The sequence below is a fragment of the Picosynechococcus sp. PCC 7002 genome (genome assembly GCF_963860125.1).
Classification (GTDB): domain Bacteria; phylum Cyanobacteriota; class Cyanobacteriia; order Cyanobacteriales; family MRBY01; genus MRBY01.
On sequence record NZ_CAWLFA010000001.1, the window covers coordinates 385,497 to 401,395 of the forward strand.

At 50.4% G+C, this 15,899-nt stretch carries 13 protein-coding genes; 2 read left to right on the top strand and 11 right to left on the bottom strand.

Annotated features, from left to right (window positions below):
* Positions 1-10: 10 nt before the first annotated feature.
* Positions 11-1,426: an LCP family protein gene (locus AACQ84_RS01830; RefSeq protein ID WP_012305996.1), complete on the bottom strand. Its 1,416-nt coding sequence runs from the start codon at positions 1,424-1,426 to the stop codon at positions 11-13.
* A gap of 295 nt (positions 1,427-1,721) precedes the next feature.
* On the opposite strand from AACQ84_RS01830, the gene moeB reads away from it, so the two are divergent.
* Positions 1,722-2,897 (top strand): molybdopterin-synthase adenylyltransferase MoeB, encoded by a 1,176-nt coding sequence (gene moeB / locus AACQ84_RS01835; RefSeq protein ID WP_012305997.1) that lies wholly within the window; start codon positions 1,722-1,724, stop codon positions 2,895-2,897.
* 225 nt (positions 2,898-3,122) lie between these two features.
* On the opposite strand, the gene AACQ84_RS01840 is transcribed toward moeB, so the two are convergent.
* On the bottom strand, positions 3,123-4,220 hold the full coding sequence (locus AACQ84_RS01840) for an RpoD/SigA family RNA polymerase sigma factor (RefSeq protein ID WP_012305998.1): 1,098 nt from the start codon (positions 4,218-4,220) through the stop codon (positions 3,123-3,125).
* Between the two features lie 660 nt (positions 4,221-4,880).
* Between AACQ84_RS01840 and priA the strand changes: the two genes are divergently transcribed.
* Positions 4,881-7,292: a primosomal protein N' gene (gene priA / locus AACQ84_RS01845; protein ID WP_012305999.1), complete on the top strand. Its 2,412-nt coding sequence runs from the start codon at positions 4,881-4,883 to the stop codon at positions 7,290-7,292.
* Positions 7,293-7,317: 25 nt separating this feature from the next.
* Here the strand turns inward: priA and nadC are convergent, their stop codons facing one another.
* From nadC to AACQ84_RS01890, 9 genes are all read right to left on the bottom strand, one after another.
* Entirely contained in the window at positions 7,318-8,181 is an 864-nt protein-coding gene (gene nadC / locus AACQ84_RS01850; RefSeq protein ID WP_012306000.1) for a carboxylating nicotinate-nucleotide diphosphorylase, read from the bottom strand.
* A 5-nt stretch (positions 8,182-8,186) separates the two neighbouring features.
* Positions 8,187-8,498, bottom strand: a complete 312-nt coding sequence (locus tag AACQ84_RS01855) for a DUF2973 domain-containing protein (RefSeq protein WP_030006144.1) — start codon at positions 8,496-8,498, stop codon at positions 8,187-8,189.
* Positions 8,499-8,688: 190 nt separating this feature from the next.
* Positions 8,689-9,951, bottom strand: a complete 1,263-nt coding sequence (locus AACQ84_RS01860; RefSeq protein WP_012306002.1) for a hypothetical protein — start codon at positions 9,949-9,951, stop codon at positions 8,689-8,691.
* 16 nt (positions 9,952-9,967) lie between these two features.
* On the bottom strand, positions 9,968-10,759 hold the full coding sequence (locus AACQ84_RS01865) for a hypothetical protein (protein ID WP_012306003.1): 792 nt from the start codon (positions 10,757-10,759) through the stop codon (positions 9,968-9,970).
* 97 nt (positions 10,760-10,856) lie between these two features.
* Positions 10,857-11,057, bottom strand: coding sequence for a hypothetical protein (locus AACQ84_RS01870; protein ID WP_012306004.1), 201 nt, complete (start codon positions 11,055-11,057; stop codon positions 10,857-10,859).
* A complete protein-coding gene (locus AACQ84_RS01875) occupies positions 11,047-12,543 on the bottom strand; it encodes a PP2C family protein-serine/threonine phosphatase (RefSeq protein WP_234991356.1) in 1,497 nt (498 codons plus the stop codon). Before AACQ84_RS01875 ends, AACQ84_RS01870 begins: the two co-directional genes overlap by 11 nt.
* Positions 12,544-12,757: 214 nt before the next feature.
* Positions 12,758-13,708 (bottom strand): glycosyltransferase family 2 protein, encoded by a 951-nt coding sequence (locus AACQ84_RS01880; RefSeq protein ID WP_012306006.1) that lies wholly within the window; start codon positions 13,706-13,708, stop codon positions 12,758-12,760.
* A 51-nt stretch (positions 13,709-13,759) separates the two neighbouring features.
* Positions 13,760-15,700, bottom strand: a complete 1,941-nt coding sequence (locus AACQ84_RS01885) for a transglycosylase domain-containing protein (protein ID WP_012306007.1) — start codon at positions 15,698-15,700, stop codon at positions 13,760-13,762.
* Positions 15,690-15,818 (bottom strand): hypothetical protein, encoded by a 129-nt coding sequence (locus AACQ84_RS01890; protein ID WP_254903471.1) that lies wholly within the window; start codon positions 15,816-15,818, stop codon positions 15,690-15,692. Before AACQ84_RS01890 ends, AACQ84_RS01885 begins: the two co-directional genes overlap by 11 nt.
* Between the last annotated feature and the right edge of the window lie 81 nt (positions 15,819-15,899).

Consider the following 15,899-nt stretch of genomic DNA (forward strand, 5'->3'; position numbering starts at 1 on the left):
TACTTTCAAATTAATTGGACACAAACGATTCCTGGGATTGTTCCAGCCAATCTTGGCCCACACGGATCGTAAAGTCCGATTCAATTTCGCCGATGGAAGAAGCTTCAACCCTGCCCGTACCTAGGTTTGCTAGCAGTTGATTCGCCCCAGACACATTTCCCTGTTGGGCAATCACTTGGGTTTGCTCGAGGCGGTCTGGATAATCACTCGATAAATAAATATTCGTAAAGCCCTGGGTCTGCAAAAATTCCGACACCTGCCGCGCCATTCCCGGTGAACCAGAGGCATTTTGAATCGCAATGCGCACGTTTTTCGTTAAAGTGCCATCATTTTCGCCGGGGGCTGACCAGACGGGCGATTCCACCGCGAAAAATTCTGTCATCACCTGATTTTTACCCTGGTCAGAAATAATCCAGTAACTACGGTTATATTCACCCACGTCACTAAAGCGCCCTGGGAGCATCACCATCTGAAAATTTTCTGGCTCAAGCTGTCGTGAAAAATTCATCAATGCCAGCATTTCTTCCCAGGTTAGATTCGTATCAATGTGTTCACGTACTAAACCAATCAGAGCCGGAAGACGGGGAATAATCGCCGGGGATTGAATTTTTTCCCGGAGCGCTTTGAGGAGTATCTGTTGGCGTTGTACCCGACCAATGTCACCATATTGATCCTGCCGGAAGCGGACAAACTGTTCTGCCTGTTCTCCATCTAGCACTTGCCAGCCTTTTTCGAGGTTGATCTCTAGGCCCTGGGTCTGGTCTGTGTATTGCATATCCGCTGGGACAAACACATTAACTCCCCCCACGGCATCAACCAACTCTTTAAAAGTGTCGGTGGTCAAACGCACATAGCGATCAACTGCCACACCATTTAAGGCGTCACTCACAACCTGGGCCGCCAACTGACCACCACCGTAGGCATTGGCTTCATTAATTTTTGTAATGCCCACATTGGGAATTCTGACTTGGCTATCCCGGGGGATCGAAAGCATATTGACTTGTCCCTGTTCTGGCTCGAAGCGAACCAAGAGGATTGTGTCGCTGCGTCCATTAAATTCGGCTTCTGGATTCTCCGTTCCTTCGACGCGATCAACCCCCATCACAAGGACATTCACGGGGCGGCCCAAGCTGTAAGTCCCTAATTGCCGTAAACCGTCGGTGGCAAGGCTTCCCAGGGGAGCTGGCAGAAAAGGTAATACCAATTGGGCAATGGGGGTATAGACGGCGATCGCCGTGCCTAGGGAAGCGGATAGGAGAATTGTGCCCATAAACCCAACCCCCCATGACAGTCCCCGCACGAAAGGCGAAAAAACCTTAGACTTTGGCTTATGGCGGCGGGAGAGATTGTGGCGCGGTGATCGAAGAAGCTTCGTGGAGCCTTTGCGGGGATGATCCCCATTCGTAACTTCCTGACCGTGAACCATAAGACCGTTTCTCCTAGGGACTAATACAAAATTATCCCGCTTAGTGAATCCTAAAAGCGACTATACCCTGTCAATATAATTTGCCGCAGTGTTGCACAATGCTTTCCTCAAAAAATACCAAGAAATTCGTCAATCGTCGCCTATTCCTGGGCAAAATATTTTCTGCCCAAGGCACAATCCCTTAAGCTAACCTAGAATCTAACCCCACAACGCAGTAGACTAAAAGACTGCAATCGTGTTCTTGGTCGTGACCCCAGACCGCAGACTCTAAAACATTTCCTCAGAACACCCAAAAATGTTAAATCCTAATTTAGACACTATAGAACTAACAAAGGATGACTACGAACGCTATTCACGGCACCTAATCTTGCCGGAAGTGGGCGTAGATGGACAAAAGAAGCTTAAAGCCGCCAGTGTCCTTTGTATCGGTAGTGGTGGTCTCGGCTCGCCATTACTGCTCTACCTTGCTGCTGCGGGAATCGGTCGGATTGGTCTGGTCGATTTCGACATTGTAGATTTTTCTAACCTGCAACGCCAAATCATCCACGGCACCTCCTGGGTTGGCAAGCCCAAAATCCAATCGGCCAAAAACCGGATCCTGGAAATTAACCCCTTCTGCCAAGTTGATCTCTACGAGACCCAGATTAATTCGAGTAACGCCCTCGACATTATTAAAGACTACGACATCGTTGTGGATGGGACTGATAATTTCCCCACCCGTTATCTCACGAACGATGCTTGTGTGCTTTTAAATAAGCCCAATGTCTACGGTTCGATTTTCCGGTTTGAAGGCCAAGCCACTGTCTTTAACTACGAAGGCGGCCCCAACTACCGCGATCTATATCCCGAACCCCCGCCACCAGGCATGGTGCCATCCTGTGCAGAGGGTGGTGTCCTCGGTGTATTACCAGGGATTATTGGCACGATCCAAGCCACAGAGACCATCAAGATTATCCTTGGGGCAAAAAATACCCTCAGTGGCAGACTTTTACTTTTCAATGCCCTCGATATGAAATTCCGGGAATTGAAATTACGTCCCAACCCAGAACGTCCTGTAATCGAAAAATTAATTGATTACGAACAGTTTTGTGGCATTCCCCAAGCAAAGGCAGCGGAGGCAGAACAGCAGGCAGCTATGGAAGAAATGACAGTTACAGAACTCAAGGCATTGTTGGACAGCGGTGCTGATGATTATGTTTTGATCGATGTCCGCAATCCCCATGAATATGACATTGCCCAAATTCCGGGGGCGACCCTGATCCCTCTCCCCGATATTGAGCAAGGCGATGGGGTTGATCAGGTCAAGGAATTACTGACAGAAGGGAAAAAGTTAATTGCCCACTGTAAAATGGGAGGCCGCTCAGCGAAAGCTCTCGGTATTCTCCAGGAAGCAGGCATTACAGGCATCAACGTCAAAGGTGGGATCAAAGCCTGGAGTGAAGAAGTTGATGCTAACGTTCCCTTGTACTAGACAGTCTTGGGAATGAGGCTACAGGTTGGAACCACATAAAATCGTTGAAATGATTAATTCATGAAAAACGCGCCCGCACCAAGCGGGTTTTTTTGTGGGCACAAAAGCAATAAACCATAGAAAAAACCCCTCTTAAATATTACAGAGGGGCTACGGGGGCAAAAGCGAAAGGAGGAATAATCTAGGTTGGCGATCGCCAAATCCAGCAAAGATTAATCTGGGGGATCAATACAGCCAACTTTTGAGGCGACGGGCCACCTGGGGACGCCGTAGCTTACGCATCGCCTTACTTTGGATTTGTCGTACCCGCTCCCGGGACAGATTAAACATCCCACCCACTTCTTCGAGGGTATGGGGCTGTTCAGAGGAGAGGCCATAGCGGAGGGCAATGACTTCTTTTTCACGGTCAGTGAGCACGTCACCGAGGACATCCCAAAGTTCTTGGCGCATCATCGCTTCACTCATCCGTTCTTCGGGAAGTTGAAGGCCATCATCTTCGAGGAGATCAACTAATTCCGTATCTTCGCCTTTACCCACACGGTGGTTCAGGGAGAGAGATTGACGCCGGAGTTGAAGCAGTTGGTGGAGTTGATCAGCGGTAATATCGAGTTCTTGGGCCAATTCCGCTTCAGTTGGATTCCGTTGCAGGGTTTGTTTGAGCGTCCGTTGGGCTTTTTTGAGTTTATTGAGCTTTTCGACGATGTGGATCGGTAAGCGAATTGTCCGGGCATCGTTAGCAATGGTGCGGGTAATCGCCTGGCGAATCCACCAATAGGCATAGGTCGAAAACTTGTAGCCTTTGTTGGGGTCAAATTTTTCGGCGGCACGGTTAAGGCCGATCGCCCCCTCTTGAATCAGATCCAGGAATGGTACACCCCGGTTGAGATAGCGTTTCGCAATGGAGACCACAAGACGCAGATTGGAGCGAATCATCTTCCGCTTCGCCACCCGGCCTTTGTACAGGGCAGAGTTGAGCTGTTTAACTGTTTCGAGGCCAAGGACACTCGCCCATTCTTCGTTGGTGGGCGATCGCCCTAATTGTTCCTGAAGTTCAAGGCGACGCTCTTCAGCATCATTGAGAAACTTAACACTGTGGGCCAGTTGAATTTCTTCGTCTGGCTTGAGGAGGGGGTAGCGGGCCATCTCTTTAAAAAAAGCACCGACAGTATCCTCATTGCGACTACGGACTCCCCGCAAATTTGTGAGTTCTGTCTCTGAAAATTCCGCTTCAACCATTGAATTGCTCGATTCTAATTCAGTGGCTTGATGGCTATCTTGAGCATACACAGGGTCAAGACTGTTGGTTGTGGTTGTGTCGAACATAATCCTACGAAATAAAGAGTCAGGGGATGTGTGGTGGGAAGCGAGGATTAGCTAAAGAAAAACAAAAATAAGCAGAATTCAATACCAAATAATCGTTTATCAGGATGCAGCTAAAACAATTTCAAGGAGCAGACAGTTCATTCTTTAGAACTGTTATACCTGTTTGAGCTCTGGGAATGTAAATAAGCTTTTAATAAAAATCAACAATTGCAGCAATTAGTAAAGGTTTCTGGGAAAAATCCGAGACTTTTCTCAGAATTAATGTAGCAGATGGTTGAGTAGAATATGGTTTTGTTAAATACAAAATTAAGGTTTTGTTGAGTCAATCTTTTTCCCAGGGAAGTTGTGTAAATTTTTCTTAAATTGCTTGCCAAGCCCAAAAAGATCGGCTGCCCATCAAAATAGCTTGACATAGCAGACTGGCGGCATCTGCATTATCAGGGACACTTCTTTTAAGGATTATTTAATGTGATGTAATCCAGGAAATTTCAAGAAAATTTAGTTTTGATTAGTAAAGATAAACTCTCACAATTTACTTCTTACTTCCCTCTACCCAGAGTTGTATATAGAGAAAAATAATTGCCCTTATTTGAATTGATAAAAAATCATGGGGTATAGTGCTTTTGCAGTGAGTTTTGGGAATCTTAGGAGATTGGGGATTTGGATTGGCTTGAGGTCTTAGTTGATTGTGGTTATACTCAGGGGCTTTTTACCTATGGAGTGCCGCTAGAATTGGCGGTGGTGCCAGGGGATATCGTATTGGTTGGGTTTGGGGCGCAACAGGTGGGAGCGATCGCCATTCGCTTCATTGCAAAGCTCCCCCAGGGACTAGATCCTGAGCAAATCCGTCCGGTGCAGGGGATCATCGCGCGGGGCTTTTTTTCGCCCCACTATTGGCAACTTTTGTTGCGGGTTGCCCAGGCCTATCAAACGGATATGATGACGGTGGTACGAATGGCTTTGCCGCCGGGTTTATTGCGGCGATCGCAACCCCGTGTTCGGCTTTTGAAAACCGATCTCGCCTCCATCGACATCGACTTTTTACCACCGACGGCCCAACAACTTTTCCAGTTACTCCAGCGGGGATCAACCCAGGACTACAGTGTGAAGTACCTCCAACGACAGATTAAGTCGGTCTATCGCGGGATACAGGAATTGGAAAAGGCGGGCCTCGCAGAACGATATTTGGCGACGCCCCAAGTCATCCACGGGCAGCGGCAAAAGTGGGTGAGCTACGTGAGCGAACGGGAAGGGCTCACCAAACGGCAACGGGAAATTTTGCTGGTGTTGCGCCATGAAGGGGGCGAAATGTGGCTCTCGGAATTGGTGGGGGTGGCGAAAACAACGGCGACAACGGTGACGAAAATGGCAAAGGTCGGTTGTGTGGCGATCGCCGAACGGGAAAAATTACGCTTACACCAGTCGCCGTCCCAGGGCGTAGACCCTGCCAAAACATTAACTAATGCCCAACAAGCAGCTCTAGAAACCATCAAAAAAATCCAGGGTTACGGGGAAGTTCTGTTACATGGGGTGACGGGTTCAGGGAAAACGGAGGTTTATCTCCAGGCGATCGCCCCCCTGTTATCTCAACAAAAATCCGCCCTTGTCCTCGTGCCAGAAATTGGCCTCACACCGCAACTAATGGATCGATTTCGGTCACGGTTTGGCGATCGCGTTTTGACTTACCACAGCGGTTTATCAGCAGGAGAACGCTACGATACATGGCGGCAAATGTTGCGCCCCGACAGCCAAATTATCATCGGCACCCGTTCCGCTGTTTTTGCGCCCCTGCCCAATTTAGGGATGATCATCCTCGACGAAGAACACGACAGTAGTTACAAACAGGATCAGCCCGCCCCCACCTACCATGCCCGCACCGTCGCCCGGTGGCGATCGCAGCAGGAAAATTGCCCATTGCTTCTTGGTTCTGCCACCCCAGCCCTGGACACTTGGGTAGAATTTCAAACCGCCCAAAACTCAAATTACTATTACATTTCCCTGCCTGAGCGGGTGTATGCTCGTCCGCTGCCCCCCGTGGAAATTGTTGATATGCGCCATGAACTGCGCGTCGGCAACCGCTCCCTTTTTAGTCAGTCCCTCCGGCAGGCCCTCGAACGTATTACCCAAACCCACGAACAGGGGATTTTATTTATTGCCCGTCGCGGTCACAGTACCTTTGTTTCCTGTCGCAGTTGCGGTTATGTGATGGAATGCCCCCATTGTGATGTGTCCCTCTCCTACCATTACGTTCAGGAGGGCAGTTTACCGCTATTGCGTTGCCATTATTGCGATCATAGCCAGATCCAACCCAAACATTGCCCAAGCTGTAATTCCCCCTATTTCAAGTTTTTCGGGAACGGCACCCAAAAAGTTTTCCAGGCGCTGCAAAAAGAATTTCCTCAGTTACGCTGTCTGCGATTTGATAGTGATACCACCCGTCGAAAAGGGGCGCACCGCGACTTATTGGGGCAATTTGCCCGGGGCGAGGCGGATATTTTACTAGGTACCCAGATGCTCACGAAGGGTTTGGATGTGGCTCAAGTGACCCTTGTGGGGGTGATTGCCGCCGATGGTCTATTACACCAAAGTGATTATCGGGCTGCGGAACGCACCTTTCAAACCCTAACCCAGGTGGCAGGTCGGGCGGGTCGGGGTGATGAACCGGGCCAAGTGATCATTCAGACCTATTCCCCAGAGCATCCGGTGATTCAAGCGGTAAAAACCCATGATTACCTGACCTTTGCCGAGCGGGAAATAAGTCAACGGCAGGAATTGGACTATCCGCCCTTTGGCAAATTAATTTTGCTGCGCTTTAGTGGAGAAAACCACGATCAGGTGCGCTACACCGCCGAGGCGATCGCCGAAAAATGTTTCCCACTGCTCGAACCCGAAGACGAACTTCTTGGCCCCGTGCCAGCGAATATTCTGCGAGTGGCACGGCGTTACCGTTGGCAGGTGGTTTTAAAATTTCCCCAGCGCAAAACCGAGATCCCCGATTTGACTTTTTTGCGGGAATTTTGCCCGCGTCCGGTAAGCCTTTCGATTAATGTTGATCCGTTGTACATCGATTAGCCATTCAGCGAAAAATTTTTTAAAACTAAGCCGTAATTTTCATGCTGATATCGAGCCACGGCGCACGGGTAATCGTCGCACTGGTAGAAATGTAATCGATCCCTGTCAACGCCGCTTCCCGCAACGTTTCCAGGGTAATATTGCCCGACGCTTCCAATTTCAAACGGGGATTTTTGGCCCGCAGTGGGGGGATCAAATCCGCCATCATCGCCACGGACATATTATCCAGCATTAAAATGTCTGCCCCCGCTGTCACCGCTTCAAAAGCCTGTTCCGGGGTTTCGGCTTCTACTTCAATTGCTAGAGGATAGGGCATATTTTGCCGCACAAGGGCGATCGCCTGGGAAATTCCCCCTGCTGCCTGGATGTGATTGTCCTTGATCATCACCGCATCATCTAGCCCGAAACGATGGTTTTGCCCGCCACCCACCTGCACCGCATATTTTTCCAGCAGACGTAAGCCAGGAGTTGTTTTGCGGGTGTCCACCAATTGCGTCGGCAAATCAGCAATTTTTTCCACATACTGCGCCGTCATTGTGGCGATCCCACTCAAACGCATCAAAATATTTAACGCGACCCGTTCCCCCATGAGCAAAATATCGAGGGGAGCCGTCATCGTAGCGATTAAATTTTTAGGCTGTCCCGAAGAACCTTCTGATAAAGCCGTTTCAAATTTAAAATTCTGGGGATCAAGTAACTGAAAAACCCGTTCCACTAAAGGTAAACCCGCCACCTGACCATCGGCTTTTAAAATCAGTTTCGCCTGACCGATGGGAGCTTGGGTATTTGCAAAAAGGGATTGGGTCGTGCGATCGCCCCGTCCGAGATCTTCCTGTAACCATTGTTGGAGGAGGGGATCAACGATGAGCCAAGGGGGTAAGGTTGCCATCGGTTCTAGGCATCCTCTTCTTGGTTATTTTCACCACTCGGCGATGAGTTGTATAAATTATCCAGGCGTTGCCTCGCGTCTTCTACATCTAGCGATCGCACGACCAATAGCGGTTCATTAATCGGTTGGCCCAAGTCGTCAACCATTTCTGGGTGGGGGGTCGGCCGGGGCCGTTGGGATTGCGTTCCTTGGGTATTACTCTGAAAATTTGGGTAGACCCTTGTTTCATTACTCAGCATCATAAAGCTGCGCACCAAGTTCACCGCTGCGATGGTGGCGATAATTCCAAATGCCAAAATAAACAAGAAATGAAACATTATTAATCTGTGCCTCGCTTCAATAGCAGCAATTCGGTGCAAAAAAAGGGCTACGCTATGCTTAGGTCTATTATCTCGAAAAAATTCCCGTCTGGCAAAGGGCGATCGCCTTTGATCCCCAAAGGCTAAGTATTTATCCTTAACTATTCTCCCTGTTTAAGCGGGAATCCTGAGGGTGTACTGGCGGCTGCTAATGGCCTAAATCCACCGTCGTTAAGTGCAACAGATCACCGATCATCAGCGTTAATTTGTGGGCGGCCCCCGCTTCGCCACGACAAGCCTGGAGAGAGGCTTGCATCGCCTCAAGTTTTTCAGGATGATCTAAATAATCTAACACCAACGCTCCTAGGGTTTCTGGATCTAGTTCCCCCAATAGCTCCGGCACAATATCTTTTTTCGCCCAAATATTTGGCCAAGCATAACGCACCCGATGTTTGCGGGCATGGGTAATAATGCGTCGATTAAGCCAGCGCACAAACCAGGTTCCCAACCAGGGAATTTTCGCAATGAGACCGGGAATGCCATCCCAGGCGCGCATCGCGTCCAACTGTTGTGTGGGCAAAAGTACCAGCATTGGCAAGCCCAAAGCGCCTAATTCAGCGGTATTTGCGCCAACGGTGGTGAGACAAAGTTGACATTGCCTTAAGTCCTGGTGAGCAGGAAAGTCAGTGATCAGTTGAATCTGCGTGCCATCGGCGACTTGTAAATAGGGCTGATCCCCAGTGTGGCAAAGCTCAATGGCAGGTGCAGCAAAGCGTTTTACCATGGGATTTCGTTGGCGATCGCCATAGTGCAGTAGCGTTTGCACGGTGATGGTCGGGGCTACGGGGAGCAAAAATTGCACCGCTGGGCGCTGGCGGCGGATCACACTGGCGGTGGCCACGAGTAAAGGGACTCCCTGGGCGAGTTTCATCCCCTTAGAGCCTGGTAAGAGGCCGATGATCGGTGGGGTGCTAGTCTGCTGTGCCTCCTGGGAGATATCCACCATCAGATCGCCGACCACTTGAAATTTAGCCTGGTATTTGGGGGGAATTTTCGCTAGAACTTGGGCATTCATCACCCCAAAACCATCAATCCAGCGCCACCAGCGGGCTTCCCACTCGGCGTAAATTAGGGTTTTAAAGCCTAGGCGTTTACCAATCACTAGGGGGAAAAATTGATCCCCACCGAGGAAGAGCACCACCCCCTGGGAAAACCAAGACCAAGATTCGGCGGTTTTTCCCCAGAGCAGAAATGGGAAAAAATGCTTGGCGGCCTGAACCCGGTCAACTTCGGGATAACTGCGGGCGATCGCCGCTTCTTGACCCGTGCTGTGGGAACAGGGAGCCAAGACCACAGAAATGCGTGGGAGGCTTCCCCAATGGGCACGCACGGCCTGCACGACGGGACGGAGCCAAGTGGTCACTTCACCGGGGCCATTGGTCAGGATAATCAGGTCAAAGGGTTGGGCCATTGTTGCTCAAACACCCCTAGACCTGCTCTTTGACTAAAGATTTGCGGGTTTGCTGCTGCCTGGTCAAGTTGAGGGGAGGGCGGGATTTTTGGAGTTGGAGGGGCCGGGGAGATGGGGTTTGGGGTCTGGTGTAGAGGCGCAGTGTTCCCAGGAGGGCTTCCCGCAGGGGCTTTTCCCGTTCCTGTTGCCAGCTTAATTGCAAAAAGGCGTGGAGGGTGTGGCGCTGTTCTGCCGTCAATCGTTGCTCTTGTAATAACTGCCGCAATTGACGAATCGCGTAGAGTCGGCGGATACTACTGCGATCGCCTAAATTTTCCAGGGCTTGCTCGAATTGCTGGTGAGGCGATCGATACTGCCAGTGGCGACTGAACATCAGGGCAAACATCGCACTAATCATGAACCCTTGAATGAGCATTACACTGGTCAGCCAGTGGTTCGCCATGGATTGCCAAAAGGCGATCGCCCCATAACTCAGTAACACCGTGAGACTGCCGCCCATACCCGCCAGGAGTAACCGTCGGTGGCGACTATGCCAGAGTCGATAACCTTCTTCTAAATATTTCTGCCAAGGCGAAGCTTCAAAAAGATAAATCGCGGCCATTGCCCCAGATCCTAAGGCGATCGCCACCAGTAGTTGCCATTGCCAGAGCCAAAGACTAGTAATGCCGACCCCCAATCCGCCAACTTTGCCCACCCAAAGCCAATCCACAGACCGACTGAGGGCAAACCATCGACGCGGGCGCTGACTGAAACGGCGCACCTTCGCAATCAAAGTAGGAGATGATCGTAAGCGAAAAGACTTAGACACGAAAACAGTCTAGGGGCTAGTAATATCGACAGAAATCTTTCCAAAGCAGGAAAAATTCCTTTTAAGCATACCGTACTTATCAGAGGAGAGAAATCCCTTAACCGCGACGGATGCCACTAAACCAATAACCGAGGACAAAACCTAAGATCAAGGCCCACATTTGACCACTATCGACGAAATTTTGAAAGCCATCACGGATTTGACCCAAAATATCAGGATCTTCGACATAGCCCGTTTGGGCGATCACAATTTGCTCAGATGCTACGGATGGTAAGGGCAAAGGAGATTTAGCAGTCATGGTGTTGACACAGATGGGACTCAATTGCTTCTGATTGTACCTGCACAACAACCAAGGTCATATCATCACCGCCACGCACTTTAGGATAGGTGAATTTTTCCACTTGGGTAAAGAGTTCCTGCACGATTGCTTCCGGCGTCTGGCAATTTTGGCAGGCATTTTGAAAGACCCGCACAAGGTTTTCTTCGTCAAAGCGATCGCCGTGGGAGTTGACGGCATCGGTAAACCCATCGGTGTAATAGAGAATGATATCCCCCACCTCCAGCACCACCTTGGCGTCTTCGTAGGACGAATCTAGATCCAGACCAATCAACATGCCCTGGGTGTCGAGGGGTTCGATGTTTTGGGTTTGGGCGCGCCACAGTAGCGGCGGGTGATGGGCCGCATTGCTATAGGACAGGGTACGGGTTTTCGGATCGTACTCTGAATAAAATAGGGTCACAAATCGGTGGGAATTATCTAGATCCGCGTACATGACCCGGTTTAGATGTTCAAGGATTTTAGCGGGACTGTGGCGGTTGAGCACTTCGGCCCGGAGCATCCCCCTGGTCATGGTCATAATCAAACCTGCCGGGACGCCTTTCCCCATGACATCGCCAATGACGATACTCCAGGGGACACATTGCACAAGCTTCGGATCATCCTGGCTGCGGATGCGGTCGTAGTTACTGGGAATGAAGTCGTAGTAGTCGCCCCCAACCCGGTAGGCATTGCGATAATCGGCGGCGATCGCCAAACCTTTGATTTGCGGACATTCACTGGGTAAAAGATGGTTTTGAATTTCCGAGGCAATTTCTAGTTCCCGGTCTTGCTTTTCTTTGCTCCGGAGTTTGCTGGTGAGGTCATTGTTGGCGATCGCCACCGCCGTTTGATCCGCCACCAGTTGCACCAATTTTCGCCGGGTAATATCCCAGCCATACTGGGGATCACGACTAAATACGTAGAGCTTGCCACGGGTCACATTTTTGACAAGGATGGGCGTGCTACAAACCCGAATTTCTTCGCCGAGCTGGGCCTGGAGTTTTTCGTCAAACTGCAACGCTTCCTGGGCCGTACAGGTCGCTGCTTCCGGGTTTGTGGTCTTCGCTCTCGTCTGAAGCTGCGTAAATGCTTGTCGAATAAACTGACAATCTCCCCCCTCACCACAATAAAATTTTTCGAGCTGCACCTGGCCCTGGGCATCAAACAGCACCAAAGCACCACCATCAGCATCCACTACCCGCGCAGACATTAAGGGGGTCAACTCAAGAAATTGGTTGAGGTTGTTAAAACTTCTGAGGGCAAAACCCAGGGAACTCAACAGATCTTGAACCTTCGTTTGCTCTCGGCTGAGCTTCGCAATTTGTGCCCGCAAAAATTCGACATCTTCGCCAATGGCCGTTTCTAAGCGGGAGTCTGGCTTGCCGGAAACGAGCTGCAACTCTGACTCCCGGGCGGCAGGGTCAAAATACTTGGGAGTGGCAAAGTTAGAGGCAGAAGGAGTCACAATCGTTGTTTTCGTGGGATGTGTAGAGAAATAGACCTAGTACAAATAAAATTGTTAAAAAATCAACCCTGAGACAGATTCCGTAACTAACAAAAAGTTAGCTTTTTTCAGGAAAAAAATACTCAATTTTTAAGAACTGAAAGAGATTGATTTTTTACGGTTGCTAATTCATAGCTCAATCCCCATGATCTTGTCAAGATAATTTTTGCGCAATTCAAGATCGACGGGCCAGTTGATCTTCCCGGTAGGCAGCATAGACCCCCTGCACGTTATACCAATTGAGAAAAATCCGGGCAATTTCGAGGGCCAGTTGTGATTTTCCTCGCTGGATTAGCCAACCTAAAAGGGGTTTTAGACGTTTTTCATTGAGCCAGCCCCCCAGGGAAAGGATGCCCCAGAGCAGACGGTGGAGCCAGGTCATTTGGATCATCATGCGAACTTCCCAGGTGGGGTGTTTTTTGTAGAAGATGACCCCCATTTTGCCCCGTTGAATTTCTTGATCAATGAGCTGAGGGATTTGCGCCAAACTGAAGGGGGGATGCCAGTGGTAACCGACGGCATCGGGACATTTAATCAGGGTGAGACCCAGTTTTTTGAGACGGACACCCAGTTCTAAATCTTCCCAACCATAGAGCTGGAAGCCGGTATCAAATAAGCCAGCTTCAAGGAGCCACTTGCGGGCGATCGCCACATTTCCCGTGGCAAAGTAGGCCGCCGAAAAATCTGTCACCTTAAAGGGTTCGCTGGTGGGATCTTCAAAATTGGCAGTGTTGATCACACGTCCGTAGGTAAATAGGCGATCGCTTTTGAGTTTGCGTTTACCCCGGCGGAGTCCCTCTAGGTGGGCTGCCAAAAAAGTTTCTGTGACCACTAGATCACTGTCAATAAAAATAATAATCTCCCCTTGGGCCTGTTCTACGCCGAGGTTTCGGGCCGCCGCCGCCCCTTTGTGGGCCTGTTCAAAGAGCCGCACGTGGGGATATTGGTCAGCTTCGGTCTGGAGCCAATTCACTGTGCCATCGGTGGAGCCATCGTCCACCACCACCACCTCGTAGCCCCCATTCTCTAGCTCTTCCGGCACCTGTTGCTGTTCTAGGGCCTGGAGGCATTTTGTCAAAATGGGTTTGCGATTGTAGGTGGGAATAACGACACTAATGTAAACCAAAGTTCTAACCCAAGGAAATGGAAAAAGACTGTCCTATTATGCCGGATCCCCCTACGGTTTAGGGCGGGGATATTTAGACGCTGCCGGGAAATATTGGGGTTCTTCTCCCTTAAGGGCTTCCTGCATAAAGGCGCGCCAGATGGGAGCCGCATCGCCGCCGCCAGTGGTACCAGTGCCCATGGGCCGATAGTCATCATTGCCAATCCAAACCGCTGCTGCCAGTTGGGGTACATAGCCCACAAACCACACATCCCGTTCTGAGGAGGTAGTGCCAGTTTTTCCGGCGGCGGGGCGATCGCCTAAATTAGCAGCCTGACCTGTGCCGCCATTCACAACCCCTTGGAGCACTGTTGTCAGGGAGGCCGTGGCCCAAGGATCTAAAACTAAACGTGGCTGGGGTGTATTATCCAAAAGAACATTCCCTTGGCTATCGGTGACCCGCAAGATCAAAGTTGTTTCACTTTGCCAGCCATTACTCGCAAAAGTGGCGTAGGCGCTAGCCATTTCTAGGGGGCTGATCCCCACTGCGCCGAGGGGCAAGGAAATGACTGGTTGGAGCGGACTCTCAATTCCCAATAAACGACATAGTTCGATCACCTTTTCGAGGCCCACTGCTTTCCCAAGTTTGACAGCGGGAACATTTTTGGAAGTGACTAGGGCGTCATACAAACTCACGGTGCCAGAAAAAGATCCCCCATAGTTTTGGGGTGAATAGGTACCGTTGCCATCGGGGTAACTCACAGGGCTATCGTCGATGGTCGAAAAGGGTGTATAGTTGCCACTCGCAAAGGCAGAGTAGTAAACAAAAGGTTTAAAGGCTGATCCTGGCTGACGTTGAGACTGGATCGCTCGGTTAAATTGGCTTTCTTCGTAGTCTCTGCCCCCCACCAAAACCTTGACAAAATGGGTGCGCGGATCAACGGCAGCTACGGCAATTTGGTCAGCTCGTAACCCCCGACTACGGGCCTGCTGAAAGGCTTTTTGTACCGTTTCTTCGGCACGGCGTTGCATATTGAGATCCACGGTGGTCTGGACGCGCATCCCGCCTTTGCGAACTAATTCTTCGCCAAAGCGTTGGGTGAGTTCTTCCACCACAGCTTGGGTGATATAGGGGGAGGCACTGGCTTTCCAAGCAGTTGGTTGACCCACCAAAAGGGGTTCTTGGGCGGCGGCGGTGGCTTCTTCGGGGGTAATCCAACCGAGATCCTCTAGGCGATTCAGGACGATTTTTTGCCGTTGTTTGGTGGCTTGGTAATCTCGAAAGGGGCTGTAATCTTCGGGGGCTTGGATCATCCCGGCCATCACGGCGGCTTCGGGCAGGGTTAGATCGGCGGCGGATTTATTGAAATAGGATTCAGCGGCTGTTTCGACGCCATAGTTGTTGTGGCCCCAATAAATGTTATTGAGGTACATTTCTAGGATTTCGTCCTTGGGGAAAATCTGTTCGATGCGGAGGGCGAGGACGGTTTCGGCGAGTTTACGGTTGTAGGTACGATCTTGGGCTAGGAAGAGGTTTTTCACCAATTGCATGGTGATGGTTGAGGCTCCTTCGGTGATGCCGCCTGCTTCGAGGTTGGAGAGGATTGCCCGACCGATACTGGTGGGATTGATGCCGTTGTGTTGGTAAAAATGACTATCTTCGATGGCGAGGACAGCCATCTTGAGTTCGGGGGAAACTTCACTGAGTTCGATATTGGTTCGGTTGGCTTCACCATGGAGGCTCAGGAGGACTTTGCCGTTGATGTCGTAGATATAGCTGGTTTCGGTGGGCACATAGGTCTTTAGGGTCCGCACATCGGGCAGGTTCCGGAAACTAATGGCAAGACCCACTAACCCCCCAGCGGCGATCGCACTGCCGAGCATGGTGCAACCAATCACCGTTCCCATAGCCTTTTGGGCAACCCCCCGCAAGAAACCTTGAGGCGATCGCCTTTCTTTGGACTGACGGGCAAGGGCTTTTTTCGTTTTCTGCCGAACGGTACTAGATGACAATGGCGCTAACCTCTAAAGACTTGAGAAGGTAAGTTGAAACAGTCCAAACTATGGGCGGGGAGCGATCGCCCACAGCAACGGTGTCGCCCACCAACGTTTCTGCCCAAAATTCTAACAAGGGAAATTCCCTTTTAAACCCGTGGTGCATTGTGTTGTAAAAAATAATCCCTGCTCCAAAAAAAGCAAGGATTGGCGATCG

Coding starts and splice junctions, on each gene's coding strand:
- AACQ84_RS01830 (WP_012305996.1), bottom strand. CDS start 1,426: ATGGTTCACGGTCAGGAAGTTACGAATGGGGATCATCCCCGCAAAGGC.
- moeB (WP_012305997.1), top strand. CDS start 1,722: ATGTTAAATCCTAATTTAGACACTATAGAACTAACAAAGGATGACTAC.
- AACQ84_RS01840 (WP_012305998.1), bottom strand. CDS start 4,220: ATGTTCGACACAACCACAACCAACAGTCTTGACCCTGTGTATGCTCAA.
- nadC (WP_012306000.1), bottom strand. CDS start 8,181: ATGGCAACCTTACCCCCTTGGCTCATCGTTGATCCCCTCCTCCAACAA.
- AACQ84_RS01855 (WP_030006144.1), bottom strand. CDS start 8,498: ATGTTTCATTTCTTGTTTATTTTGGCATTTGGAATTATCGCCACCATC.
- AACQ84_RS01860 (WP_012306002.1), bottom strand. CDS start 9,951: ATGGCCCAACCCTTTGACCTGATTATCCTGACCAATGGCCCCGGTGAA.
- AACQ84_RS01870 (WP_012306004.1), bottom strand. CDS start 11,057: ATGACTGCTAAATCTCCTTTGCCCTTACCATCCGTAGCATCTGAGCAA.